Annotated in this window: 13 protein-coding genes, 12 tRNA genes, 2 rRNA genes and 1 pseudogene; all 28 read left to right on the forward strand. The window is 47.3% G+C overall.

Annotated features, from left to right (window positions below):
* The first annotated feature begins 112 nt into the window (after positions 1 to 112).
* The 28 genes and pseudogenes from AC2TF6_RS02880 (at position 113) to AC2TF6_RS03015 (ending at position 24,233) form a co-directional block, all read left to right on the forward strand.
* Positions 113 to 3,028: ribosomal RNA gene (locus tag AC2TF6_RS02880) — 23S ribosomal RNA — on the forward strand.
* 135 nt (positions 3,029 to 3,163) lie between these two features.
* Positions 3,164 to 3,280: ribosomal RNA gene (gene rrf, locus AC2TF6_RS02885) — 5S ribosomal RNA — on the forward strand.
* A 5-nt stretch (positions 3,281 to 3,285) separates the two neighbouring features.
* Positions 3,286 to 3,361 (forward strand) — tRNA-Asn (locus AC2TF6_RS02890).
* 1 nt (position 3,362) lies between these two features.
* Positions 3,363 to 3,435, forward strand: a tRNA-Thr gene (locus AC2TF6_RS02895).
* A 6-nt stretch (positions 3,436 to 3,441) separates the two neighbouring features.
* Positions 3,442 to 3,513 (forward strand) — tRNA-Glu (locus AC2TF6_RS02900).
* Positions 3,514 to 3,522: 9 nt separating this feature from the next.
* A tRNA-Val gene (locus AC2TF6_RS02905) sits at positions 3,523 to 3,598 on the forward strand.
* 4 nt (positions 3,599 to 3,602) lie between these two features.
* Positions 3,603 to 3,678: transfer RNA gene (locus AC2TF6_RS02910), tRNA-Thr, on the forward strand.
* A gap of 8 nt (positions 3,679 to 3,686) precedes the next feature.
* Positions 3,687 to 3,761 (forward strand) — tRNA-Gln (locus AC2TF6_RS02915).
* 10 nt (positions 3,762 to 3,771) lie between these two features.
* Positions 3,772 to 3,847, forward strand: a tRNA-Lys gene (locus tag AC2TF6_RS02920).
* A gap of 12 nt (positions 3,848 to 3,859) precedes the next feature.
* Positions 3,860 to 3,940 (forward strand) — tRNA-Leu (locus AC2TF6_RS02925).
* 10 nt (positions 3,941 to 3,950) lie between these two features.
* Positions 3,951 to 4,025 (forward strand) — tRNA-Gly (locus tag AC2TF6_RS02930).
* An 11-nt stretch (positions 4,026 to 4,036) separates the two neighbouring features.
* A tRNA-Arg gene (locus tag AC2TF6_RS02935) sits at positions 4,037 to 4,113 on the forward strand.
* Positions 4,114 to 4,122: 9 nt separating this feature from the next.
* Positions 4,123 to 4,199: transfer RNA gene (locus AC2TF6_RS02940), tRNA-Pro, on the forward strand.
* Between the two features lie 7 nt (positions 4,200 to 4,206).
* Positions 4,207 to 4,280: transfer RNA gene (locus AC2TF6_RS02945), tRNA-Gly, on the forward strand.
* A gap of 211 nt (positions 4,281 to 4,491) precedes the next feature.
* A complete protein-coding gene (gene ppc, locus AC2TF6_RS02950) occupies positions 4,492 to 7,278 on the forward strand; it encodes a phosphoenolpyruvate carboxylase (protein ID WP_491309829.1) in 2,787 nt (928 codons plus the stop codon).
* A gap of 128 nt (positions 7,279 to 7,406) precedes the next feature.
* Positions 7,407 to 7,985 carry an RNA polymerase sigma factor SigW gene (gene sigW, locus AC2TF6_RS02955; protein ID WP_009675029.1) on the forward strand — a complete coding sequence of 193 codons (579 nt, stop codon included), beginning with the start codon at positions 7,407 to 7,409 and terminating at the stop codon, positions 7,983 to 7,985.
* Between the two features lie 81 nt (positions 7,986 to 8,066).
* The gene (locus tag AC2TF6_RS02960) at positions 8,067 to 8,666 is read left to right on the forward strand and encodes a zf-HC2 domain-containing protein (RefSeq protein ID WP_009675028.1); all 600 of its coding nucleotides are present in this window, start codon (positions 8,067 to 8,069) and stop codon (positions 8,664 to 8,666) included.
* A 193-nt stretch (positions 8,667 to 8,859) separates the two neighbouring features.
* Positions 8,860 to 9,675: a diadenylate cyclase CdaA gene (gene cdaA, locus AC2TF6_RS02965; RefSeq protein ID WP_009675030.1), complete on the forward strand. Its 816-nt coding sequence runs from the start codon at positions 8,860 to 8,862 to the stop codon at positions 9,673 to 9,675.
* Positions 9,668 to 11,002 (forward strand): CdaR family protein, encoded by a 1,335-nt coding sequence (locus tag AC2TF6_RS02970; RefSeq protein ID WP_491309830.1) that lies wholly within the window; start codon positions 9,668 to 9,670, stop codon positions 11,000 to 11,002. The genes cdaA and AC2TF6_RS02970 overlap by 8 nt, the downstream gene beginning before the upstream one ends.
* A gap of 127 nt (positions 11,003 to 11,129) precedes the next feature.
* Positions 11,130 to 12,470, forward strand: a complete 1,341-nt coding sequence (gene glmM, locus AC2TF6_RS02975; protein WP_491309831.1) for a phosphoglucosamine mutase — start codon at positions 11,130 to 11,132, stop codon at positions 12,468 to 12,470.
* A gap of 1,572 nt (positions 12,471 to 14,042) precedes the next feature.
* Positions 14,043 to 15,872 carry a glutamine--fructose-6-phosphate transaminase (isomerizing) gene (gene glmS / locus AC2TF6_RS02980; protein ID WP_491309832.1) on the forward strand — a complete coding sequence of 610 codons (1,830 nt, stop codon included), beginning with the start codon at positions 14,043 to 14,045 and terminating at the stop codon, positions 15,870 to 15,872.
* Positions 15,873 to 16,150: 278 nt separating this feature from the next.
* Entirely contained in the window at positions 16,151 to 16,375 is a 225-nt protein-coding gene (locus AC2TF6_RS02985) for a hypothetical protein (RefSeq protein WP_491309833.1), read from the forward strand.
* 1,001 nt (positions 16,376 to 17,376) lie between these two features.
* A pseudogene (locus tag AC2TF6_RS02990) lies at positions 17,377 to 17,873 on the forward strand (IS4 family transposase); the annotation flags it as partial.
* A 256-nt stretch (positions 17,874 to 18,129) separates the two neighbouring features.
* Positions 18,130 to 18,678, forward strand: coding sequence for an antiterminator LoaP (gene loaP, locus AC2TF6_RS02995; RefSeq protein WP_491309834.1), 549 nt, complete (start codon positions 18,130 to 18,132; stop codon positions 18,676 to 18,678).
* Positions 18,679 to 19,823: 1,145 nt separating this feature from the next.
* Positions 19,824 to 20,756 (forward strand): ABC transporter ATP-binding protein, encoded by a 933-nt coding sequence (locus tag AC2TF6_RS03000; protein WP_491309835.1) that lies wholly within the window; start codon positions 19,824 to 19,826, stop codon positions 20,754 to 20,756.
* A 20-nt stretch (positions 20,757 to 20,776) separates the two neighbouring features.
* Positions 20,777 to 21,925: an ABC transporter permease gene (locus AC2TF6_RS03005; RefSeq protein WP_377595382.1), complete on the forward strand. Its 1,149-nt coding sequence runs from the start codon at positions 20,777 to 20,779 to the stop codon at positions 21,923 to 21,925.
* Entirely contained in the window at positions 21,922 to 23,052 is a 1,131-nt protein-coding gene (locus AC2TF6_RS03010) for an ABC transporter permease (RefSeq protein WP_491309836.1), read from the forward strand. Before AC2TF6_RS03005 ends, AC2TF6_RS03010 begins: the two co-directional genes overlap by 4 nt.
* Positions 23,053 to 23,165: 113 nt before the next feature.
* The gene (locus AC2TF6_RS03015; RefSeq protein WP_491309837.1) at positions 23,166 to 24,233 is read left to right on the forward strand and encodes an ACP S-malonyltransferase; all 1,068 of its coding nucleotides are present in this window, start codon (positions 23,166 to 23,168) and stop codon (positions 24,231 to 24,233) included.
* Positions 24,234 to 24,241: the final 8 nt, after the last annotated feature.

Raw genomic sequence — 24,241 nt, forward strand, 5'->3', positions numbered from 1 at the left:
TGTAACTAGAATCATCCAAAACCTTGATGGTTTGATGTAAAGCGAAGTTATATGGCGCATGAGCGATTTGGCAAGCTTGCTTGCTAGCGCGAATCGGCATATGACAAGCACTGGTCAAGCTAATAAGGGCACACGGAGGATGCCTAGGCGCTAGGAGCCGAAGAAGGACGTGGCGAACGACGAAATGCCTCGGGGAGCCGTAAGCAGGCTTTGATCCGGGGATGTCCGAATGGGGGAACCCAGCTGTGGTAATGCGCAGTTACCATGCAGTGAATACATAGCTGCATTGGAGGCACACCCAGGGAACTGAAACATCTAAGTACCTGGAGGAAAAGAAAACAATAGTGATTCCGTCAGTAGCGGCGAGCGAACGCGGATTAGCCCAAACCAAGGAGCTTGCTCCTTGGGGTTGTAGGACGTCAATGTGGCAAAAGTTCATTAGGTGAAGTGATCTGGAAAGGTCCGCTGGAAAAGGTAACAGCCCTGTAGCCGAAAGTGAACGTATGCCTAGACGGATCCTGAGTACGGCGGGACACGTGAAACCCCGTCGGAATCCGGCAGGACCATCTGCCAAGGCTAAATACTCCCTAGCGACCGATAGTGAAGCAGTACCGTGAGGGAAAGGTGAAAAGCACCCCGGGAGGGGAGTGAAAAAGAACCTGAAACCGTGTGCCTACAAGAAGTCAGAGCCCGTTAATGGGTGATGGCGTGCCTTTTGTAGAATGAACCGGCGAGTTACGTTTGCATGCGAGGTTAAGCTGAAAAGGCGGAGCCGCAGCGAAAGCGAGTCTGAATAGGGCGAATGAGTATGCAGGCGTAGACCCGAAACCGTGTGATCTACCCCTGTCCAGGGTGAAGGTGCGGTAACACGCACTGGAGGCCCGAACCCACGAATGTTGAAAAATTCGGGGATGAGGTGGGGGTAGCGGAGAAATTCCAATCGAACTCGGAGATAGCTGGTTCTCCCCGAAATAGCTTTAGGGCTAGCCTCGGGGGATGTGTCGTGGAGGTAAAGCACTGATTGGGTGCGGGGCCCGCCAAGGGTTACCAAGTCCAGTCAAACTCTGAATGCCACAGACATTACCCCGGGAGTCAGACAGTGAGTGCTAAGATCCATTGTCAAGAGGGAAACAGCCCAGATCATCAGCTAAGGTCCCCAAGTGTGTGTTAAGTGGGAAAGGATGTGGAGTTGCACAGACAACCAGGATGTTGGCTTAGAAGCAGCCACCATTTAAAGAGTGCGTAATAGCTCACTGGTCGAGTGACTCTGCGCCGAAAATGTAACGGGGCTAAACACACCACCGAAGCTATGACTTGCACCTTGCGTGCATGGGTAGGGGAGCGTTCTGTACGGAGTGAAGGTAGATCGTGAGGACTGCTGGACTGTACAGAAGTGAGAATGCCGGTATGAGTAACGAAAAGATCAGTGAGAATCTGATCCGCCGAAAGCCTAAGGGTTCCTGAGGAAGGTTCGTCCGCTCAGGGTAAGTCGGGACCTAAGGCGAGGCCGAAAGGCGTAGTCGAAGGACAACAGGTTGAAATTCCTGTACCACCGTAAGCCGTTACGAGCAATGGAGTGACGCAGCAGGGTAGGGACGCGGACTGATGGATGTCCGTCCAAGCAGTGAGGCTGATGTGTAGGCAAATCCGCACATCGTAAGGCTGGGCTGTGATGGGGAGCGAAAATTACAGTAGCGAAGGTCTTGATCTCACACTGCCGAGAAAAGCTTCTAGCCAGGCGAAGGTGCCCGTACCGCAAACCGACACAGGTGGGCGAGAAGAGAATTCTAAGGCGCGCGGAAGAACTCTCGTTAAGGAACTCGGCAAAATGACCCCGTAACTTCGGGAGAAGGGGTGCCCCGGTAGTGTGAATAGCACGAGGGGGCCGCAGTGAAAAGGCCCAAGCGACTGTTTAGCAAAAACACAGGTCTATGCGAAGCCGCAAGGCGAAGTATATGGGCTGACGCCTGCCCGGTGCTGGAAGGTTAAGGGGAGCGGTTAGGAGCAATCCGAAGCTGTGAACCGAAGCCCCAGTAAACGGCGGCCGTAACTATAACGGTCCTAAGGTAGCGAAATTCCTTGTCAGGTAAATTCTGACCCGCACGAATGGCGTAACGACTTGGGCGCTGTCTCAACGAGAGATCCGGTGAAATTTTAATACCTGTGAAGATGCAGGTTACCCGCGACAAGACGGAAAGACCCCATGGAGCTTTACTGCAGCTTGATATTGGACTTTGGTACGATCTGTACAGGATAGGTGGGAGCCTTTGAAGCCTGAGCGCCAGCTTGGGTGGAGGCGCCGTTGGGATACCACCCTGATCGTATCGGAGTTCTAACCTACTACCGTTAACCGGTAGAGGGACCGTGTCAGGTGGGCAGTTTGACTGGGGCGGTCGCCTCCTAAAGAGTAACGGAGGCGCCCCAAGGTTCCCTCAGAATGGTTGGAAATCATTCGAAGAGTGCAAAGGCATAAGGGAGCTTGACTGCGAGACATACAGGTCGAGCAGGGACGAAAGTCGGGCTTAGTGATCCGGTGGTACCGCATGGAAGGGCCATCGCTCAACGGATAAAAGCTACCCTGGGGATAACAGGCTTATCTCCCCCAAGAGTCCACATCGACGGGGAGGTTTGGCACCTCGATGTCGGCTCATCGCATCCTGGGGCTGAAGTAGGTCCCAAGGGTTGGGCTGTTCGCCCATTAAAGCGGTACGCGAGCTGGGTTCAGAACGTCGTGAGACAGTTCGGTCCCTATCTGTCGCGGGCGCAGGAAATTTGAGAGGAGCTGTCCTTAGTACGAGAGGACCGGGATGGACGTACCGCTGGTGTACCAGTTGTCTCGCCAGAGGCATAGCTGGGTAGCTATGTACGGAAGGGATAAGCGCTGAAAGCATCTAAGCGTGAAGCCCCCCTCAAGATGAGATTTCCCAATTAGTAAGACCCCTTGAAGACGACGAGGTAGATAGGTTGGAGGTGGAAGCACAGCAATGTGTGGAGCTGACCAATACTAATCGGTCGAGGGCTTGACCACAAGGCTTTTTCCGACAGGAAAGGCCGCATCGAAAGCATATGCTATATATGCACCACAAGATCTTTGGATGGATCGACTGCACGTTTCGCTGCTAGTTTTCAGGGAGCAACCCTGATGTGTCTGAATAGACACCTGTTTGGTGACGATGGCGGAAGGGAACCACGCGTACCCATCCCGAACACGACCGTTAAGCCTTCCAGCGCCGATGGTACTTGGACCGAAGGGTCCTGGGAGAGTAGGACGTTGCCAAGCGATATTCCCTGATAGCTCAGTTGGTAGAGCACTCGACTGTTAATCGAGTTGTCACAGGTTCGAGTCCTGTTCGGGGAGCCACGCTTCCATAGCTCAGTAGGTAGAGTGCTTCCATGGTAAGGAAGAGGTCACCGGTTCGAATCCGGTTGGAAGCTTATTAAGGCCCGTTGGTCAAGGGGTTAAGACACCTCCCTTTCACGGAGGTAACAGGGGTTCGAATCCCCTACGGGTCATTACTGGGCGGACGCTTAGCTCAGCTGGGAGAGCATCTGCCTTACAAGCAGAGGGTCGGCGGTTCGATCCCGTCAGCGTCCACCATCATGCCGTTGTAGCTCAATTGGTAGAGCAACTGACTTGTAATCAGTAGGTTGGGGGTTCAAGTCCTCTCGACGGCACCATGTTTCATTGGGGGTTAGCCAAGCGGTAAGGCAACGGACTTTGACTCCGTCATGCATAGGTTCAAATCCTATACCCCCAGCCATTTTTAGTACGAGCCATTAGCTCAGTTGGTAGAGCACCTGACTTTTAATCAGGGTGTCGAAGGTTCGAGTCCTTCATGGCTCACCATTTTTCCAACTTGCGCGTGTGGCGGAATTGGCAGACGCACTAGACTTAGGATCTAGCGTCTTTGACGTGGGGGTTCAAGTCCCTCCACGCGCATCAGTTTTATGCGGAAGTGGCTCAGCGGTAGAGCATCGCCTTGCCAAGGCGAGGGTCGCGGGTTCGATTCCCGTCTTCCGCTCCATAATTTCATATGTGCCCTTAGCTCAGCTGGATAGAGCGTTTGACTACGAATCAAAAGGCCGGGAGTTCGAATCTCTCAGGGCACGCCATTCATATTTCGGGACGTAGCTCAGCTTGGTAGAGCACCTGGTTTGGGACCAGGGGGTCGCATGTTCAAATCGTGTCGTCCCGACCATATGTATGCGGGTGTAGTTCAATGGTAGAACTCCAGCCTTCCAAGCTGGTAGCGTGGGTTCGATTCCCATCACCCGCTCCATACATAACCAACAAAGATCTCATAGAGATCTTTTTTTTATTTATCCAGAACCGGGCTTGAGTTAAATCTTACTCGGCTTTCCTGTAATTCTCAGGCATGTTTCGTCAAAAATAGCTATAATGCAACGCGTGAATGTGGTAAAATATTCTGAAATGAGTATGAAATCAGACGAAATTTGGTGTGATTATCAGTAGAGAGAAGAGGCGAGGACATGTCGGATAACGAAACAATCGTTCAGAAAAATTCTACTAACAACTTGCTTCGCAGAGATGTGCGGTTTCTTGGGCATATACTTGGGGAAGTACTGGTCCATCAGGGAGGCAATGAGCTTCTGGCAGTCGTAGAGAAGATCCGCGAACTGAGTAAATCCCTTCGGGCTCAATATGACCCAGCCATCTATGCGGAGTTTAAAGCGACGATCGACGGGCTGCAGCCTGAAATTCGTCACCAGGTTATTCGTGCTTTTGCGATTTACTTTCAACTCGTTAATATTGCCGAGCAAACCCACCGGATTCGCAGAAAACGCGATTATGAGCGTTCCTCGGGAGAAACGGTTCAGCCCGGCTCGATCGAAAGCATCGTTCAGCAGTTGAAGCAGAATCAGATTTCCTATCGTGAGGTTCAGGAAATTTTGCAGACGATCTCGCTTGAACTCGTTATGACTGCCCATCCTACAGAAGCTACACGCCGTGCGGTTCTGGATATTCACCAGCGTATTTCCCAGGACGTGATGTACCTCGACAATCCGACGCTAACCTACCGGGAGAGAGAACAGCTTAGAGAAAAGCTTCTGGCTGAGGTTATGACGCTTTGGCAAACCGATGAACTGCGCAACCGGAAACCGACCGTTATCGACGAAGTTCAGAATGGCCTTTATTATTTTGATGAAACCTTATTCGATGTTCTTCCTGAAGTTTATCAAGAATTGGAACGTTGTTTGGATAAATACTACCCGAATGAGACTTGGCACGTACCTAGTTTCCTTAAATTCGGTTCCTGGATCGGCGGAGACCGTGACGGCAACCCTTCGGTTACCTCTCATGTCACGTGGGAGACGCTGGAGCTGCACCGCGGCCTTGCCTTAAAGAAGTATGAAACAATTCTCGTGGATGTCATGTATCACTTAAGCTTCAGCAAGAATCTTGCTGAGATCAGTGATGAGCTGCAGAAATCTATTGAGGCCGATCATGAAGTTTTTGGTCCCCACAATGATTTCTGGAGCAGTGACGACGAGCCGTACCGCACCAAGATTGCCTACATGATCGAGAAAGTCAGAAACGCGGGAAATTCCCAAGTAGCGAGTTTCCAGAAGTATACCTCGCCGGACGAAATGATTGCGGATCTCTATGTGATCGAAAGAAGCTTGCGGAGCCATTTCGCCGATTATGCGGCGGACCGGTATATTAAGAAGCTGATTCGTCAGGTAGAGTTATTCGGGTTTCATCTGGCTACCCTCGACATTCGTCAGCACAGCCGCGAACATGAGCTGGCCATGACGGAAATCCTAAACCGGATCGGTATCGTGGAGGATTACAGCACACTCCAGGAAAATGAGAAGATCGAACTGTTGAGCAAGCTTCTCGATGAGCCGCGTCCGATTACATCCCCATACATGAAATACTCCGAGTCTACTCAGGAATGTCTGGATGTATATAGAAATATTTATAAGGCCCAGCATGAGTTCGGACGCTACTGCTTGAACAGCTATCTGATTAGTATGACTCAGGGCGCGAGCGACATGCTGGAGGTTATGGTTTTTGCGAAAGAAGTAGGACTTTATCGCAAGGAAGCCGACGGTACGGTTGTGAGCACCATTCAGTCGGTGCCGCTTTTTGAAACGATCGACGATCTGCATGCGGCTCCGGAAATTATGGATATTCTTTTCAAAATTCCGGCTTACCGTGCAAGCTTGAATTCTGCGGCGCCTATGCACGAAATCATGCTGGGTTATTCCGACAGCAACAAAGACGGCGGCGTTATTACCGCTAACTGGGAGCTGCGCGTCGCGCTGCGTGCCTTGACGGATACCGGAAACAAAAACGGCGTGAAGCTAAAGTTCTTCCACGGACGGGGCGGTTCGCTCGGACGCGGCGGAATGCCGCTGAACCGGAGTATTCTGGCCCAGCCTGTGGATACGATCGGCGGCGGTATCAAGATTACGGAGCAGGGCGAGGTGCTTTCATCCCGTTATTCGCTGCAAGGTATCGCGTACCGCAGCCTCGAGCAGGCAACGTTTGCTTTGATTAAAGGAGCGGTGCTGGCACGCAACCCGCAAAAACACCCGCTTGAAACCGAATGGGAAAGCATTATGAAAGGAATTTCGGAAAAAGCGCAGAATAAGTATCAGGACCTTATTTTCCGCGATCCGGATTTCATGACTTTCTTCAAGCAGTCGACGCCTCTTCCGGAGGTCGGAGAGCTGAATATCGGTTCGCGTCCTTCCAAGCGGAACAACAGCGACCGCTTTGAAGATCTGCGCGCGATTCCGTGGGTATTCGCCTGGACGCAGAGCCGTTATCTGCTGCCGGCATGGTACGCTGCGGGTACGGCGCTTCAGGACTTTTATCAGGATAAGGCCGAAAATATGTCGGTTCTTAAGAACATGTATGAGAACTGGCCGTTCTTCAAATCCATGATCGACGGTTTGCAGATGGCACTAGCCAAAGCAGACCTTCTCATCGCCAAAGAGTACGGCAGCCTGCTTAAGGAAGGCAGCATCGCAAAGCGCATATACGAGCTGATCAGCGCAGAATACGACCTGACTTCCAAACTGATTCTGGATATTACCGGGCAGCAGGAGATTCTCGACAACGTGCCGGTTATTCAAGAATCGATCCGGCTTCGCAATCCGTACGTCGATCCGCTGAGCTACCTGCAAGTAGACTTGCTCAAAGAACTGCGCGGAGCACGCGAGAATAACGAAGACGACAGCTTCCTGCTGCGTGAAGTTCTTCTTACGATCAACGGCATTGCAGCCGGACTCCGCAATACAGGCTGATAACGGACAACATCGCATAGGCACTGAAACAAAGAGTCAAGCCGTCCTTCCGGGCGGCTCGACTTTGTGTGTTTTACCGAACATAAGTGAAAAGAAGCCCCGTACTTCCTAGGGTTGGAGGAGTTATCTTGAATTTAGTAGAAACACGATTAGCCAAGCTTGCAAGGAATGGAGATCGTGGTGCTTTTGAGGAACTGGTGAATTTGTATAAAGATAAAATATTTCACCTAGCCTACAGAATGCTCGGTAACAAGCAGGAAGCCGAAGATGCTGTGCAGGATACTTTCCTGCGCGTATACAACAACTTAGACCGCTACGACGAGAACCAGAAGTTTTCTACCTGGATCTTCCGTATCGGAACCAACTTATGCATAGACCGGCTGCGCAAACGCAAACCGACCTATTCCCTCGACGCCGAAATGCCGGACAGTGAAGGGAACGATTTTTACGCCATGCTTGCGAGCAAAGATGAGCTGCCCGAGGACCAGATTGTTCTCTCGGAAACACAGCAGGTAATTCGCAGAGCCATTCAAACCTTGCCTGAAAAATACAAATCCGTCGTGATCCTGCGCTATCTCCACGATATGTCGCTTCAGGAAATCGGGGATGTACTCGGCATGCCCGTTACGACCGTCAAGACACGTGTTCACCGGGGCCGGGAGTATTTACGAAAGAAATTAGACACGGACGCAAATTTTTCTCTGTAAGTCCGATTTTTTTGAAACATCTTCTCCCGCCATACGTATGGTATTACACTATCGGCCAAGAACGAGAAAGGAGTGGCTTCGATGAATTGCAAACAGGCCCTCCCTTTGATGCACGAATATTTGGATGGGGACTTGCAGGGGGCCCAGGCGCTGGAGCTAAAGCAGCACCTTTTGTCATGTCCGGAATGCAATTCGTTGTTCCGGCAGATGGAAACGACGGATGCGCTCGTTCGTTCCATCCCTGCACCTACCGTGTCAAGTGATCTCACGAACCGTATTATGGGCAGTCTCCCTCCCGTTAAGAAGCGGAAGCCGTGGACGCAGTGGATCCGCAGACATCCTGCGGTTTCGGTAGCGGCTGTTTTTCTGTTAACGATGGCGGGCAGCTTTATGACCCTGTGGAATAACAACACCGAGTTAATGGTACGGGGTGCAGACCTGGAACGGGTAATCATCCAAGGCGATAAAGTGATCGTGCCCAGAGGAGAGACGGTAAAAGGCAATCTGGTGGTCGAGAACGGCCAACTGGTTGTAGAAGACGACGCCAATGTGGAAGGGAATCTGGTGGTTATCGACGGAAACATGAATTTGGCATCGACTGCTCACATATCCGGGGATAAAATACGCATTGACGAAGCTTTAAGCTGGATCTGGTTTAAACTGAACGATCTCATGCATTGACCTGCTTAAACAAACAGCATGCATATCTCATACAGCTAAAGTCCTCGAGGGGTACCCCGGAGGGCTTTTTTCTTTGGAGACCGGGAAATGGGTAGAATAGAAGAATTGTTCGGATTGTGGTATTATCAAGGAATAGACAGATAAAGATAAGAAAAAAAATCGGATTTTTACGCGTTGATTTGGGGGAACTCCAGTGGAATTATTCGCAGATATTTCCATCACAGATATTATAGATATCTCGATTGTCAGTTATGTGGTTTATAAATTAATTATGCTGCTGCGCGGGACAAGAGCCGTACAGCTCATGAAAGGGATCATTGTCGTACTGGTCGCCTGGGCGCTCAGTGTTGCTTTCAACCTGAACACGCTGCAGTGGATCATGAACCAGATGTTTACGGTGGGTCTGATCGCCATTATTATTATTTTTCAGCCGGAGCTTAGAAGAGCCCTGGAACAGCTGGGCCGCGGCCGGCTTTTCTCACGCAGTTCGATGGACGTGGACCAGGACGTCAACATACGGATCGGCGAAGTGATTAAAGCCATGAATTACTTGTCTCGACGTAAAATCGGGGCTTTGATCGTCTTTGAAAAGGAAACGGGCCTGACTGATTACATCGAGTCGGGAATAGCCATAGGCGGACGGATCAGTTCCGAGCTGCTTATTAATATTTTTATCCCGAACACGCCTTTGCACGACGGTGCGGTTATTATCCGGAACAACCAGCTGATGGCGGCGGGTTGTTATTTGCCCCTCTCGGAAAATCCTTTTATCAGTAAAGAGCTTGGCACCCGGCACAGGGCGGCTATCGGAATGAGCGAGGTTTCGGATGCCGTTTGCTTGATCGTGTCCGAGGAGACGGGACAAATCTCACTGTCGCTGAACGGGCAGGTCGTCCGGGATATCAAGGAAGAATCCTTGATTTCGAAGCTTTTTGATGAATTGAAGCCTAAGGCCAAAGACCGTCAAAACCCTTTCAAGAAATGGTGGGAGGGACGCAAACGTGGATAGATGGCTGAGAAATACAAATGTCGTCCGGGTGATCGCGGTCATTATCGGAATTCTTCTGTGGGCGGTTGTCCGGATGGAAGGCACTACCGTGACCAATTCGACAGCGGGGGGAATTAAAGAGCTGCCGATCAGCAATGTGCAAATTACGCCGAAATACGATTCGGATAAATACTATATTTCTTCGATTGAGCCCAGCCGGGTACAGGTGATTTTGAAAGGGAAAGATTCCGCGCTGAAGCGGGTGAGTACGAGTGAGTACAAAGTCGTGCTGGATTTGACCAAGGCCGGCGGTAAAGGCGAGTATGTCCTTCCGTTGGAGGCGGTCGGCTTCCCGTCATCTTTGCAGGTGGACATCGTGCCGCGGAACGTCAAGGTGGTCGTCGAGGAGCAGGAAATGAAGGAAGTCCCTGTGAAGATCAATGTAAAGGGAACTCCGCAGCCCGGGTATAAATCCGGCGACCCTATCGCCAAACCGAGCAAGGTGCATGTATCCGTTCCGGCGAGCAAAGCGGACGAGGTGGCGACGGTTCAAGGGGAAATCTCGGTAGATAAAGCTGATTCGGCGGTAACCAAGCAGGTGAAGCTGAAGGTCTATAACAAAGAAGGCCGCGAGCTGCCTTACGATATAAGGCCTGCCGTAGTGGACGTGGATGTCCCCGTCACCAGTCCGTTTAAAACAGTGCCTCTGCAGATTCAACTGACGGGCAGTCTGCCTCCCGGTTACAGCATCGGTTCGATCAAGCAGAATCCGGACAAGATCATGGTCTACGGACCGCAAAACGTGCTGGACGGCATGGACTTCTATTCGGGAGTTACGCTTAAGATCGACGGACTCAAGGAAACGAAAGAATTTACGCTGGACATTCCTTTGCAAAAAGGGGTGACTCAGATTGAGCCGACGAAGGTGCAGGTAACCGTTGAAATCGTCTCTTCCATCAAAAAGGAATATCCGGGAATCCCCCTGAAAATAGTGGGACAAGCGGAAGGAACGGAAGTGAAGTTCACGGATCCTCCTAACGGCAGCATTACGCTGACCCTAGAAGGAGCGGCGCCTCAAATGGAGGCTGTTAAACCGGAAGACATCCAGGCTATCGTGGATGTGAGCAATTTGCCTCCTGGGACGCACGAACTGCCGATTACCCTCAATCTGCCGCCGTACATCAAAGATGGCGGGACACAGGTCACGAAGGCAAAGGTCGTCATTTCGGCGGCTCAGACGCAAACCGAGTCGAAAAATCCGAGTCCTACACCGATTCCGATTCCGACTCCAACTCCAACCCAGAAACCGGATGCTGCGGGAGAAACGGTCCCTAAAAAGGAGCCGTAACCCCCTAAACGGGAATTTTCCTTCGTAAGTTATAAGGGATATGTTAAAATCATGACAAGTTACCAGGATTTATAAAGAAGCCGATATGGCATTCACGTGCCGTTTATGAGAAGAGGGGAAGAGAACGATGGGGAAATATTTTGGAACGGATGGAGTTCGCGGAGTAGCCAATAAGGAGCTGACACCGGAGCTGGCTTTTGAAATCGGACGCTGTGGAGGGTATGTGCTGACACGTCAGGCTCAGCATCCGAAGGTAGTCATCGGCCAGGATACGCGTATTTCGGGTCCTATGCTGGAAGCGGCGCTGATCGCAGGTCTCCTGTCGATCGGAGCGAACGTGATCCGCCTCGGCGTCGTATCTACGCCTGCCGTCGCGTATTTGACGCGCGTGCTTGGCGCCGACGCCGGCGTGATGATCTCCGCCTCCCATAATCCCGTGGAAGACAACGGGATCAAATTTTTCGGCGGAGACGGGTTTAAACTGCTCGATGAGACGGAGCTCGAAATCGAGCGCCTCCTCGACGCGGACGACGACGAGCTGCCGCGGCCGGTGGGCGGCGAGATCGGTTCCGTGTCGGATGATCCGAAGGCGAAGTTCCTGTACGCCGACTTCGTCAAGTCGACCGTGCAGCATTCGTTCGGCGGCATGAAGATTGTGATGGACTGCGCGAACGGGGCCGCTTACGAGCTGGCGCCTAAGATTTTCCGCGAGCTGGGAGCGGAAGTGATCACGCTGGGAGCGGAGCCGAACGGGCGCAACATCAATGACGGCTGCGGTTCGACTCATCCGGAGAATCTGCAGAAAGCCGTCGTGGAGCACGGCGCGAACCTCGGCCTTGCGTTCGATGGGGATGCGGACCGCCTCATCGCGATCGATGAGAACGGGGATGAAGTCGACGGCGACTTCATTTTGAGCATCTGCGGCGATGCGATGAACCGTGCGGGCAAGCTCAATCACAGCACGATTGTGACGACGGTTATGGCCAACATCGGCTTCTTTAAGGGAATTGAGGGCCACGGCCTGAAAGCGACGCAGACGGCCGTAGGAGACCGTTACGTGATGGAAGAGATGCGTAAGGGCGGCTACAATCTGGGCGGCGAACAGTCCGGCCATGTCATTTTCCTCGATTACAATACGACCGGAGACGGTATTCTTACGGGCTTGCAGCTCGCTGACACCCTCGTGGCGGGAGGGCGTCCGCTTAGCGAAGTGAAGCGGATTATGCGGAAGTTCCCGCAGGTGCTCGTCAACGTGCGTGTAGCGGATAAAAGCAAGCTGCAGGACAATGCAGCCATTGCCGGCGCAATCAGTGCCGTAGAAAGCCAACTGGGCGACAACGGCCGTGTGCTGGTGCGTCCGTCCGGGACGGAGTCTCTTATCCGCGTCATGGCGGAAGGACCGGACAAGGATACGGTGGAAGGCTATGTCAATGACATCGTGGAGGTCGTGAAGCGGGAGCTCGGTTAATTCCGGGCGCGTTTTGCTGGCTTGATTTTACCTGATATATAAGATTATAGACTGATGTGTTGATCGGTTTGTGTAGGCTGCTTTTCTCTTAAGAGAGGAGCGGCTTTTTGGCATGCGGATGGGAGGGACAGAGGGCTGAGCGGTATAGGAGAGGGGAGTAGAGTGGAGTAGAGGGTTGTGAGAGGGAAGATAAGAGGGAAGATAAGAGGAGTGAGTTCAAGGAAGCGGATGTAGATGCGCAGAAGGACTGAGCTAACGGGCAGACTCGCGATGGTTTAGAAGGATAGAAAGTCTTGTGGAATTGAACCCCGCTTCCGGAAGCAGCGTTCGATAAATTGAAGGCACCACCGCTAGCCGTTAGTTCCCGGAGTGCGGCGAGGCGTCGCATGACGGGGTGTCAGCCACACGTATGGAAGAAGAAACGAGCCTGCCGCCATGCAGTCGTACCTAGCCGAAGTGAGGCTCATACCGCGAATTTACACAAGATTTAACCGCCTATTATGGGGCTTGTATCTCATTTTGTATCGTGAGAGTTGCAAAGCGGGGCCAAAATGAATATGATGGGTATATGTTTTTTTACTCATGCAGAGAAAGGTGGATAGTGTTTCAGCAACAACAAGCGCCAGAACTTGCGCGGGAAGCGTCTGAATTGTACATGCGGGTTAATCGACCCGGTATGGCAAAGATAACGTGGAGCCGGCAAGTTGACGAGGTGAAGGTGTTCGAATTTTTCGGCGGGGACCTTCCGGTAGTTCATTCCTACCGACAAGCTGGAGAGCAAACTGTCCGGGTGACCGGGCACACAAGAATCCAGCCGAATGATTCATAGCAAGGGAATCAGGGCCGCATGCTTGGATTTTAGAAGCAGCGATGGCTCTGGTTGAGGCTGCAGACGGGTCGTACGGAAACCGCTTAGGCGGACGAACGGAGCAGTCATTTTTAGACAGGCGGAAAAGATCTTTGCCGAGCGGTGACGTTGGCTTAAGGATCTGTGCAGCATAGGGGCTGTATTGCGGCGCTGTTGGACGGGTGACCTCGGATATAGGGGCCTGTTTCTTCAGTTCTGTTTTTCGCGGCGAAGACGCTGCTTGGGCAACTTGTATCGTTACGTGTCAGGCGTCCTTTTATACTCGTTCCGGCTTATACGAGTGAGTCGCATTTTTTGAAAAACGCGAGCTCGGAAGCCTTTTTTAAGTGCGCCTGTTAGAAGATTTCAGGGCATTTAGTAGGATTATGGGTGGAAGAGTACCGGTTCACTTTTTAAAACGGGTGTTAGATATACACTTGTAAAAGACAGGTAATGATACGTAATGTATCATGTGATCTGCGCTAATCTAACCGGACATCAAGGTGGAAGAACGGCTGAGATGGTTTTGATGTTCCGGTTTTTTGAAATCATTCTTTTTAGACGAGATAAGGAATCGCAAATAAATAGGCAAGGCAGACGGCAGGAGTTTGAATTCGGGAGTGTGACTCCGTTCAGTGTTCCGCCGATCTTTGACAAACAGCCTATGAACGGTATTCGCAGGATGCGAAGCGGGTCATGGAGCTCAAATAATGGGGGTATTTTGTATGTGCGGAATCGTTGGATATATTGGTAAACGTGATTCTCAGGAAGTGTTGATCGAGGGATTGAAAAAGCTGGAGTACCGCGGGTATGACTCGGCAGGCGTGGCCGTTTATACGGAGGGCGGGCTTCAAATCAAGAAGTCGAAAGGCCGTCTGGCTGTGCTGGAATCGCAGCTTAGCGATGCGCCTTTGAACGGAACGGTAGGAATCGGTCATACGCGCTGGGCGACTCACGGCAAGCCATCGGATGAGAATTCGCACCCGCACACGGACAATTCGATGAAATTCTCGGTGGTTCATAACGGGATTATTGAAAATTACATGACGCTGAAAGATGAGCTGATCGCTAAAGGGCACACGTTCGTCTCGGAGACGGATACGGAAGTGATCTCCCATTTGATTGCCGAACTGTATGAGGGAGATATCGTTAAAGCGGTTCAGCACGCGGTTAAACAGATGCGGGGCGCTTTTGCTCTCGGCGTGCTGACGGAGTATGAGCCGGATCGGCTGGTGGCTGTACGTTTGGCCAGTCCATTGATCATTGGGGTAGGCGAAGGAGAGAACTTCATCGGCTCGGACATTCCGGCGATCCTGGAATATACGCGCAACGTGTATATCCTGAACGATGGCGAAATGGCGCTGCTTACGCGGGACGGTGTCGAATTGATGACAATCGAGGGGAATTTTATTTCTCGGGAAATGTTCCGCGTGGACTGGGATCTGGTAACGGCTGAAAAAGCGGGCTTCGATCACTTCATGATGAAGGAAATTTATGACCAGCCGAAAGCTTACCGCGATACGATCGGAAGCCGTATTTCCGAAGCCGGCGACCGCGTGATTCTGGATGAAATTTCGATGACAGCCAATCAAATTCGGAATATTCGGAATATCCAGATCGTAGCCTGCGGAACGGCGTACCATGCCGGGCTTGTCGGTAAAAGCGTCATCGAAAAGCTGGCGCGCATCCCGGTTGAAACGGATGTGGCTTCGGAGTACCGTTACCGGTCGCCGATCATCACCCCGGAAACACTGGTCATTGTCGTGAGCCAATCCGGCGAAACGGCGGATACGCTGGCCGCGCTGCGCGAGGCGAAAAGAAACGGCGCGCGCGTGCTGGCGATCACCAACGTAGTCGGCAGCTCCGTATCGCGGGAAGCGGACGATGTGATCGTGACGTGGGCGGGGCCGGAGATTGCCGTGGCTTCGACGAAGGCTTACACGACGCAGCTGATGGCTTTCTATCTGCTGGGCTTGTTCCTCGCGCAAACGCTGGAAACCGTGGAGCCGGCGGAAATCCGCCACACCTTGGCGGCTATGCAGAGCCTGCCGGAGCAGGTGGAAAGCATTCTGGCGCGCGGCGAAGAGATCCAAGCTTATGCGGAGCAGATTGCGCCGAAGGAGCACTTGTTCTTCATCGGCCGCGGTATCGACTATGCCGTTGCGCTGGAAGGCTCGCTTAAGCTGAAGGAGATCTCGTACATTCACTCCGAAGCTTATCCGGCCGGCGAGCTGAAGCACGGAACCCTCGCACTGATCGAGGATGATGTGCCGGTGATTGCCCTGGGGCTGCAATCCGACCTTCAAGAGAAGACGGTGAGCAACATCAAGGAAGTTACGGCGCGCGGCGGCAAAGTGCTGGGGATTGCTTACGAGGGGGACGCCGAGTTCGCAAAATCGGTGGACCAGACGTTCAGCATCCCGCGGACGCTGGATGTGCTGTCCCCTGCGCTGACCGTGATTCCGCTGCAGTTACTTTCGTACTATGCGTCGCTGGCACGCGGGAATGATGTGGATAAACCGCGCAATCTGGCGAAGAGCGTGACGGTGGAGTAAGGCGGAAGCGTGTTGACACAATACTGTCCAGTGATAAAAAAGTGTGGAACCAACATGTAATTTATTCAATGCATCTAGAGGGTAGCCTGAGACAATAATTTCGGGCTGCCCTCTTTTTAATAAATGAACATTCAATTTGCATGGAACTTGATGAAAGGTGGGGGATAAATGAGTGATATTGGATATAGAATAAAATGTATTCGTAAAGAAAATAATCTAAACCAATCTCAGTTTGCAAAAGTATAGGAATCTCTCAAGGGAACCTGAGTGAAATTGAAATGGGAAATAGTAATCCTTCAGCGGATACATTAATATCAATTAGGATCCAATATAAAGTTAATATAAACTGGTTGTTAGCTGGCGTAGATTCTGAAGATGGGATTACATATGAGGACTATGATGAAGAAAGGTTAATTGAGGTATATAGGAACCTTAATGATTACGATAAAAACGAAATTATAGAGATAATGCAACTGAAGACAAGATTAAGATCAAATTCATGACAAAATTCTCTAAGAAGTGTTTACCCGCTGGATAATCTCAGCGGTTTTTTTGCGTTTACTTGGAAGCTCTGCGCTGAATATTGTCTCAAACCACTAGCAGAAACACGTTTACGAAGATAAACGGAATTTTTATGAAATGGCTGTACTCTCGGAGCTTGGGAACTCTGTCCGTTCTAAATTGAAGACTAAGAAGATAAAGCATTTCTTAGTGCTTTGGTTAAGATAAGTCCCCTGTGTAAGCACTACATGCTTATCCGCATATGTTCTTTAATTAGTAATTGGAATGAAATAGCCTAAGAGAAGGCAAGGCAGCGTCCTTTACGGTCAGGATAGTGGAATGGTTAAAGGGAATATTATTATAGATAGGGGCGATTTGAACCATGGGCTAATCATATACCAGGTGGATACTTACGATGGGTACAAGAAGGTATTTTTATTCAAATCGACAGCGAAGATTTGACTATAAAGGAAATGGTCGCGTTAGCAAAGTCAATGAAATGATTAAGTGGTTGAACTAACGGGAAACGATAGCACCACGACAACAGGCTGCCGAGATCATCGGCAGCCTATTCAGCTAACGGGCCGTTTACGCAAATGAATACTATTTTTTGTATTAGGAAATATTGATGCCGTAGGTAAGAAAGCTAAGGAGGGATTCATTTAAGATTTATTATTAGCGCGGTTATCATTGCCATGGTGACTTATATACACGGAATTGGAGATGAGCCAAAGCAAGTGCACACCGCCGCTTTTGCTGAGGCGTAGGCATCACTAACACAGGATAAGGAACTTTTGAGACTTAGAAAAATTAGAGCCTCTTAATTCAACAAATCAGTGATTACGTAGAGCCATTGCCGTCACATTTGTTGGTAGAGCAACGACTCTCCAGATTATTTCGACATGGGTACAAAGCGAGAAATCCTTTCTTCCCCGAAACAGTGAGGCAATTTCATATTGGTTTCAAGGAGATTTTAGACGTTGGGGTTGGTTTGGACGGAGCGAATGTGGCTGCGGATGTGGAAGAGACAACAGCCTCCCGGCATGATGGTCCTGTTGGTGAAAAGCTTGCAAATCAAGCGTTTATTCTCGTGCAAGACCGAGCCTATGGAAAGATTGAACGGTTCGATCACTATGTTTCAGAAAGTCAGTTTTTGTCATTCGATTAAAAGAAAATGTTCACTTGGAAAAACCCCGCGCCTTACGGAGGCAGAAACCAAAGGATTCGCCTGTCACACGTGACATTACCTGTCAGCTTGGAACCAAGCAATGTCGCTCTCGTTGGCGACATCGCGTAGTCATGTTTGATGATGGACATGGACGTGAGATTCGAGTGGTTACCAATTTACTAGGTACTTCGGCGGAACAAATTGCTGACATGTATAAAGCTCGCTGGAAAATTGAGCTTTTTTTCCGTTGGATCCACCAACATTTGAACGTACCGACCTTGTTTGGCACATCTGAAAATGCGGTCTATGGCCAACTTTATGTTGCTTTGGTTGTAAAACTCGCTTTTCTTAATAAGAGAGAGCGATTAATTACTATAGATGAAAGTTAAATATACGGTTAATCAACAGGCATGGTACATATTTTGATTTAAAATCCTTTTTTTACACAGGATGTTGTTTTTCCAATTATTAAATCGAATATAAAATAAAGCGCATACAAACTTTATACTACAAAATATTACAAAATTTTTAGGATAAAGGTTGTATGCTATATCTATAATATTATCCAAATTAAAGGAGGAGAGGAAAATGAAATACTGGTACGCATTATTTGTTGAATCCAATCAAGAAGAAATGGTGCTCCAACATCTTAATCTGCATTTTGACTCCTCCATTTTAAACGCCGTAGTTCCTAAGCGAAGAGTGCCCGAGAAAAAAAACGGCAAGATTCAACATGTTATAAAGAAACTTTTCCCTGGCTATGTTCTGATCAATTGTAGGTTGACCGACGAAATCTACTATGAAATTAAGAGAATCCCCCGTTGCTACCGTATCGTCCATAATGGAAAGAGCTTTAATAAAGAGGAATGTAAAATAGAGCCTCAAGAAATCGAACCCATTATTAAATTGCTTGGTGGTAGAGATACACTGGAGTATTCTAGCGTTTATCTTGTTAACTCAAAAGTACTTGTCACTTCAGGGCCTCTAAAAGGATTAGAAGGAATCATTAAAAAAGTAGATAGCCGTAAAAATAGAGCTAAGATTGCACTGAACTTTTTGGGAAACGAAAAACTGGTAGATGTCGGAGTTGAAATTATTCACAAATTAAATCCACGTTCCTATGAACCTTCAAATTAAAAATCCCGCGAAAAGCTGCCTCTAGCCCTTGCTGGATTTATGTTATAGAAGTAAGAAACAAATTCATTCCTTTTAATATCTAAATAATATCTAGCATGGAAAAAAACGAATAACTTTACACCATCGTCCTATATTTTGATAACTATTGACAAATTTTGTGTATGGGAGTATTATTTGATCATGATATATCGCTTTATAACATATTAACATTATTAAAGATATTAATAAAACGAATATAACAATACCTGACTGGCAATAATCGATGTTTCGGCACGTTATTGGTCATAAGGAGACATAACAAGTAGCTTCAGTAGTTCGGTGAAAATATGGCTGGACGAAAGGGCGGAGCTGGGTTTTTTGTGAAAAATGTCGAAAATTTCACAAGGAGTAATTAGGAAAAAAATACATAAGAGTAAGCGACCTGTATTTAAATGGATATAGGTCGCTATTTTTTTGTAGATTGAGTTACACAATGTGAAGCTTGATCAAATAGATCATTATTGATGAAATTCATTCGAATCTTCTATATTTGAATTAATTTCATAATGCATTGCCTTAAAGAGCAACAGACTCCTCCAATTTCATCAACTTCATTTTTGAATCCATAGTTGCATACTTAAATGTGTAGTTTGGATACTGTAAAGTGAACCCTTTAAATCCATACTAAAATAGATGTTTCCCCTAACTACTTTTCTTGATTCCTCATCGAGGCTCGATGGGCATCTCGTCTCTTAACGTAAAATAAGTACCGGTTAGTTGAGCTGCAATTCTTCTTCGCAGATTGATTTCTGTTCGTCCTCCATTTGCTTTTTTTAACCAAGCTTCACGCTCGTGTTTAGGCTTTCTTTTTTTCAACTTCAACAGGCGCTCCGTGACGCGACTTTTTTCTGACTAAACTCAGGATCGATGAGATACCTAGAGTTGAAAATATAATGTCAAATCGATGTTTCCGGAATATAAGTCATAGGGAGTTCATCTCGTCTCTTTGGTTTGCTTAGTCGCTTAACCTATTCGAGATTTGGGGAGGTGCTCTTTTTTATGCCTAAAAAACCTTGTTATATCAAGGACTCAGATTTATTAAATTGATGCATTTACTATTAATGTGGGGGTAGAACATGACGACCTGTATTATGGAGGATGTGCGTATGATAATCGAAGTTTCAGACGTGGTCAAAAAATACAATAATCTCGATGTGTTGAAAGGGGTTACTCTGAGCATACGTGAAGGTGAGATATTTGGGTTGCTAGGACCGAATGGGGCTGGGAAGTCTACGTTGATGAATACGATTTTAGGACTTTTACGTTTTAACAGTGGCTCAGTGAAGATACTCGGCAAAGACTTTTCAACACATGCAACAGAGATTAAACGTAAAATTGGTTACGTTCCTCAGGAAATTGCTGTATTTGAAACGTTAAATGCGATAGATAATGTCACTTATTGGGGCAGATTGTATGGTCTGCGAGGAAATGAGTTAGCACAAATGGTTAAGAAGGCACTGGAGTTTACTGGTCTTTGGGACAGAAGGAAATCGAAAGTGAGCACCTTTTCAGGCGGCATGAAGCGAAGGCTCAATATTGCTTGTGCGATTGTGCATAAACCGCGTGTTTTATTTATGGACGAACCGACGGTTGGGGTTGATCCGCAATCACGCAATCATATCTTGGAATCTATCCGTATAATGAACAAAGAAGGCACGACGGTCATTTATACGACTCACTATATGGAAGAAATCGAGGCAATCTGTGACCGTGTTGCTATCATGGATTTTGGTCAGTTAATTGCACTTGGGACAATTGACGAATTAATCGCTGACCATATCCACGAAGTGTGCCTAAGATTGGAATTCACTGCTAATGCAGCGGAATCTGTCAAAGTAATCGAGTCCTTTGATGGAGTTTTGTCCTTTAGTGTTAACGAAGAGATATTAGAAATTAAACTAGACAAAGATGACAGTCGTATTCCTCTTATATTGGAACAATTAATCAAGCAACACTTTAATATAAAATATATGGCAGTAGAAAAACCGAATTTAGAAACTGTTTTCCTCCAATTAACAGGTAAAAAGTTGCGTGATTGAATCGGAAAAGAGGATATGCAATGAATATTTTGTTCCAGATGTTCTATGCGGTTAAACGGATGATCATGAATCCAAAAGCAATTTTGATTAATTTGCTTACTTATGCTATCGTTATTCTCATTTTGGGTTCGGTATTCGGTAGTACATATGATATACAAAAGTCATTGGGGAAGGTCACAATAGCTTATGCAAACCTTGATTCAGGCAGGAATGGCGCTATTGTTGATGCTGTTTTACATTCAAATGATGTTACTCAGCTGGCGGAACTAAAGCCGGTTATGTCATTAGATGATGGCAAAGTTCTTATTAATAAGGACGAAGCAGATGTCATTATTTATATTCCTGATAATTTCTCAGACGATAAAGATCTCCCCCATGTCGTCAAAGTCTACTTATCAACAGATTATGGTGTACCTACGATGGTTGTTAAGAACATTGTAAGTAGTCTAACTAATATGATGAATACGTCTAGTGTTATTTACAATATAACAGGACAAACAGAAGTCGATGCGATGGCTTCCGAGCTGCAGAAAAATAATGAAGAGAATGTCAAAGAACAATCCTTAACAAGTTCAAGTTTGCAAGCGACGACTGCGATGGGGTATTACAGCATAGCGATGATACTGATGCTATTATTATACGGGCAAGAATACGGTATTTTTATGGCGTCTGAAGACTATTTGGGCCCTTTAGGTAATCGAATGCGCTTGTCTGCTGTGAAACCGTATGTACAGTATATTGGCAAAGGACTTGGTTTGTCATTGGTGACATTTCTCCAAGGGGTCATCTTACTCTTGTTTACAAAGTACGTATATGGTGTGGATTGGGGAAACCATATTATGGTTGTACTTCTTACTTTGTTTATATTATCCATACTCGTTACACTACTTGGGTTGATGCTGGTTATTATTACACGTAGTATTCAAAAAGCACAATCAATATCCAATTTTATAAGTCTGGGGGGGACTTTCATCGTTGGCGGTTTTGTAATCGCGGACTTTGGATCAGTTGCCTATCTATCACCAAGCTATTACGCTAAGACTGCTCTTTTCAATGTCGTATATGGGAATCAAGTGGAACAGGCACTTATTAATATTGGAGTAATGATACTAATTTGTATCGGATTCGTGCTTGTAAGTTTGGTTGCTTCGAGGAGGACGGTAGAATGACAATATTTCTTAATTGCATTAAACGTGTTTTCCAGAAGGGTTGGAGTTTGTTGTTTATTTTTGTTATACCGATTATACTGATTGTTTTTTTGATTGTGGTGAAATCTCAGGAAGTTCAATATAAAATCGGGATAATAGATGAAGACAATACCTTGTTTACTCAAGATTTTATAGAACAATTGGAGGGGCAGTACAAGATTATCAAGCTGACGAGCAATGATGATGTCAAAAGTATGGTTATTAATTCAGAACTAGACGGTGGGTTGCTTTTTCAGCAGGGCTTCACCGAAAGCTTGTTGAATGGTGAGGACGTCTCTGTATTAATCTATGATATAGCAGGTACTGACATCTTTGGTCCTGTAAAAGTGTATGTGTCGAGCTATGTATCTTCTGCGAAACAAATTGCAAGTGCGTCTGGAGGTGATGAGAAGATTTTTTACCAAGGCATGGACTATTACAAGAACAGCGCGTTTAACGTTACATATGAAAGTGCGCTTAAGTATGCAGGTTCAGAACGAGACGTCAGCAATGCGGTAAAATCATTAGGATTTATTGCTAGTGGTATGATATTTCTCATGACATTCTCCACCAATTTAATCTTGCAAGATAAATTATCAGGTGTGTATGATCGTATTGCAGTTACGCCCGTATCGAGATTTAGTTATCTCCTACAAAACATGCTGGCATGTTTTGTGATCGCTGCTATTCAATCAGTATTGTTACTGAGCATTATATCTAGCATAGTAGATTTTCCATTCGGGCAGACATTTGAGCAGAAACAAGAAGTGTTGCTCGTATGCTTGGCTTTCTCCCTTGTTTGTGTCGCTTTAGGTATAGCAATTAGTAGATTCTCGAACACCCGCCTAATGGCTGGTTCGCTCTCGACTTTAATTTACTTTCCTATGCTAATGCTGGGGGGCTGTTTTTGGCCGCGGGAGATTATGCCTAAATTTGCGCAGCAGATCGGAGATTTTTTTCCGACGACATGGTTTTTGCAAGCAGGTAAAGATGTTATAGCCGGGAAAGGTATTGCTGCTTCTTCACAGCAATTGATATATTTGCTTTGCTTTGCAGCTCTACTTATATTTGTTTCCTTTATCGTAAGAAATGAAAAGGTAAGGACGTGATGTGAACATACAAACAATTGTGGTAGATCTAAAAAGTAAATGACATGCAAAGACAGGTCGTAATCCAATGGATTACGACCTGTCTTAACATCCAAGGAGGGAGTGTTGCGTTTATGTACAACATAGGGATCTTACTGCCAGGCATAGGATCACAATATTTAAAAATGGGAAAATCCATGTATGACAACTATGCATCAGCAAAAAGGATTTTTGATATTGCTGACGAGTGTCTAGGTTATCATCTGCGGGAACGAATTATGTACGGTGATATTAAGGAATTCAATGATAAAACATTTGTGCCGGCAGCTATTTTGACAACGAGCATTGCGTTTTTCACTGTACTTCAAGACGTATTTAATATTAAGGCGGCTTATTATGCAGGTCACAATATAGGAGAACTGTCGGCATTAGTTTGTTCAGGGGCAATCGATTTTTCAGATGCACTTAATTTTATCGTAGAACATAGTCAAATTACTCTGTCCCAAAACGATGCATCAAATAAGGAAGAAATATCATTTCGGTTACAGGAACTTATTGCAAAACTAACCTTAAAAAGGCATGTTGAAAACGTTGTCACCGCTGTAGATGGAAAAATATATACAGACAGTGAAGATATTGTGAGGTTAATGTTACAACCTTATACCCAGACCCGATGGAAAGATACGATTCGATATATGACGAACCAAGGCATTTATCGTTACATTGAAATAGGTCCTTCCAACATGTTACGTCCTCAGGTTTTAGATGTTGAGCCGGCAGCACGTGTTCTTACGATGGATTATGAAGGCGACCCTTATTATTCCACAGAACTGTTCAAGAAAAGAAAGTTATTTAATAAGACGTATTTGTTGTCAAGGATGTTAGGAGTTGCAGTTAGTGTACCAAACAATAATTTTGACGATATGGATTATCTACAAAATGTCGTTACCCCATACAATCAGTTGAAAGACATCTATGATAAGTACTCGTCCTCCAATGAACAACCTTCCGACTCAGATATGGCAGATGCAAGCCGCTATTTTATGCAAATTATGCATGGAAAAAAGACTGAGGCAAATGAGATAAACCTAAGACTATCCGATCTCCAGGAAGAAACTCTCATCGAAGATGTTGATATGTTCATTGATTTGAATAAGACCACGTTACTAGCAAAGGGCACACCGGTTAGTGGTATGTCTTAAGGAAGGAG

Source organism: Paenibacillus sp. JNUCC 35 (assembly GCF_058269095.1).

Coding starts and splice junctions, on each gene's coding strand:
- ppc (WP_491309829.1), top strand. CDS start 4,492: ATGTCGGATAACGAAACAATCGTTCAGAAAAATTCTACTAACAACTTG.
- glmS (WP_491309832.1), top strand. CDS start 14,043: ATGTGCGGAATCGTTGGATATATTGGTAAACGTGATTCTCAGGAAGTG.
- AC2TF6_RS03010 (WP_491309836.1), top strand. CDS start 21,922: ATGACAATATTTCTTAATTGCATTAAACGTGTTTTCCAGAAGGGTTGG.
- AC2TF6_RS02960 (WP_009675028.1), top strand. CDS start 8,067: ATGAATTGCAAACAGGCCCTCCCTTTGATGCACGAATATTTGGATGGG.
- AC2TF6_RS03015 (WP_491309837.1), top strand. CDS start 23,166: ATGTACAACATAGGGATCTTACTGCCAGGCATAGGATCACAATATTTA.
- AC2TF6_RS03005 (WP_377595382.1), top strand. CDS start 20,777: ATGAATATTTTGTTCCAGATGTTCTATGCGGTTAAACGGATGATCATG.
- AC2TF6_RS03000 (WP_491309835.1), top strand. CDS start 19,824: ATGATAATCGAAGTTTCAGACGTGGTCAAAAAATACAATAATCTCGAT.
- loaP (WP_491309834.1), top strand. CDS start 18,130: ATGAAATACTGGTACGCATTATTTGTTGAATCCAATCAAGAAGAAATG.
- glmM (WP_491309831.1), top strand. CDS start 11,130: ATGGGGAAATATTTTGGAACGGATGGAGTTCGCGGAGTAGCCAATAAG.
- AC2TF6_RS02985 (WP_491309833.1), top strand. CDS start 16,151: ATGGGAAATAGTAATCCTTCAGCGGATACATTAATATCAATTAGGATC.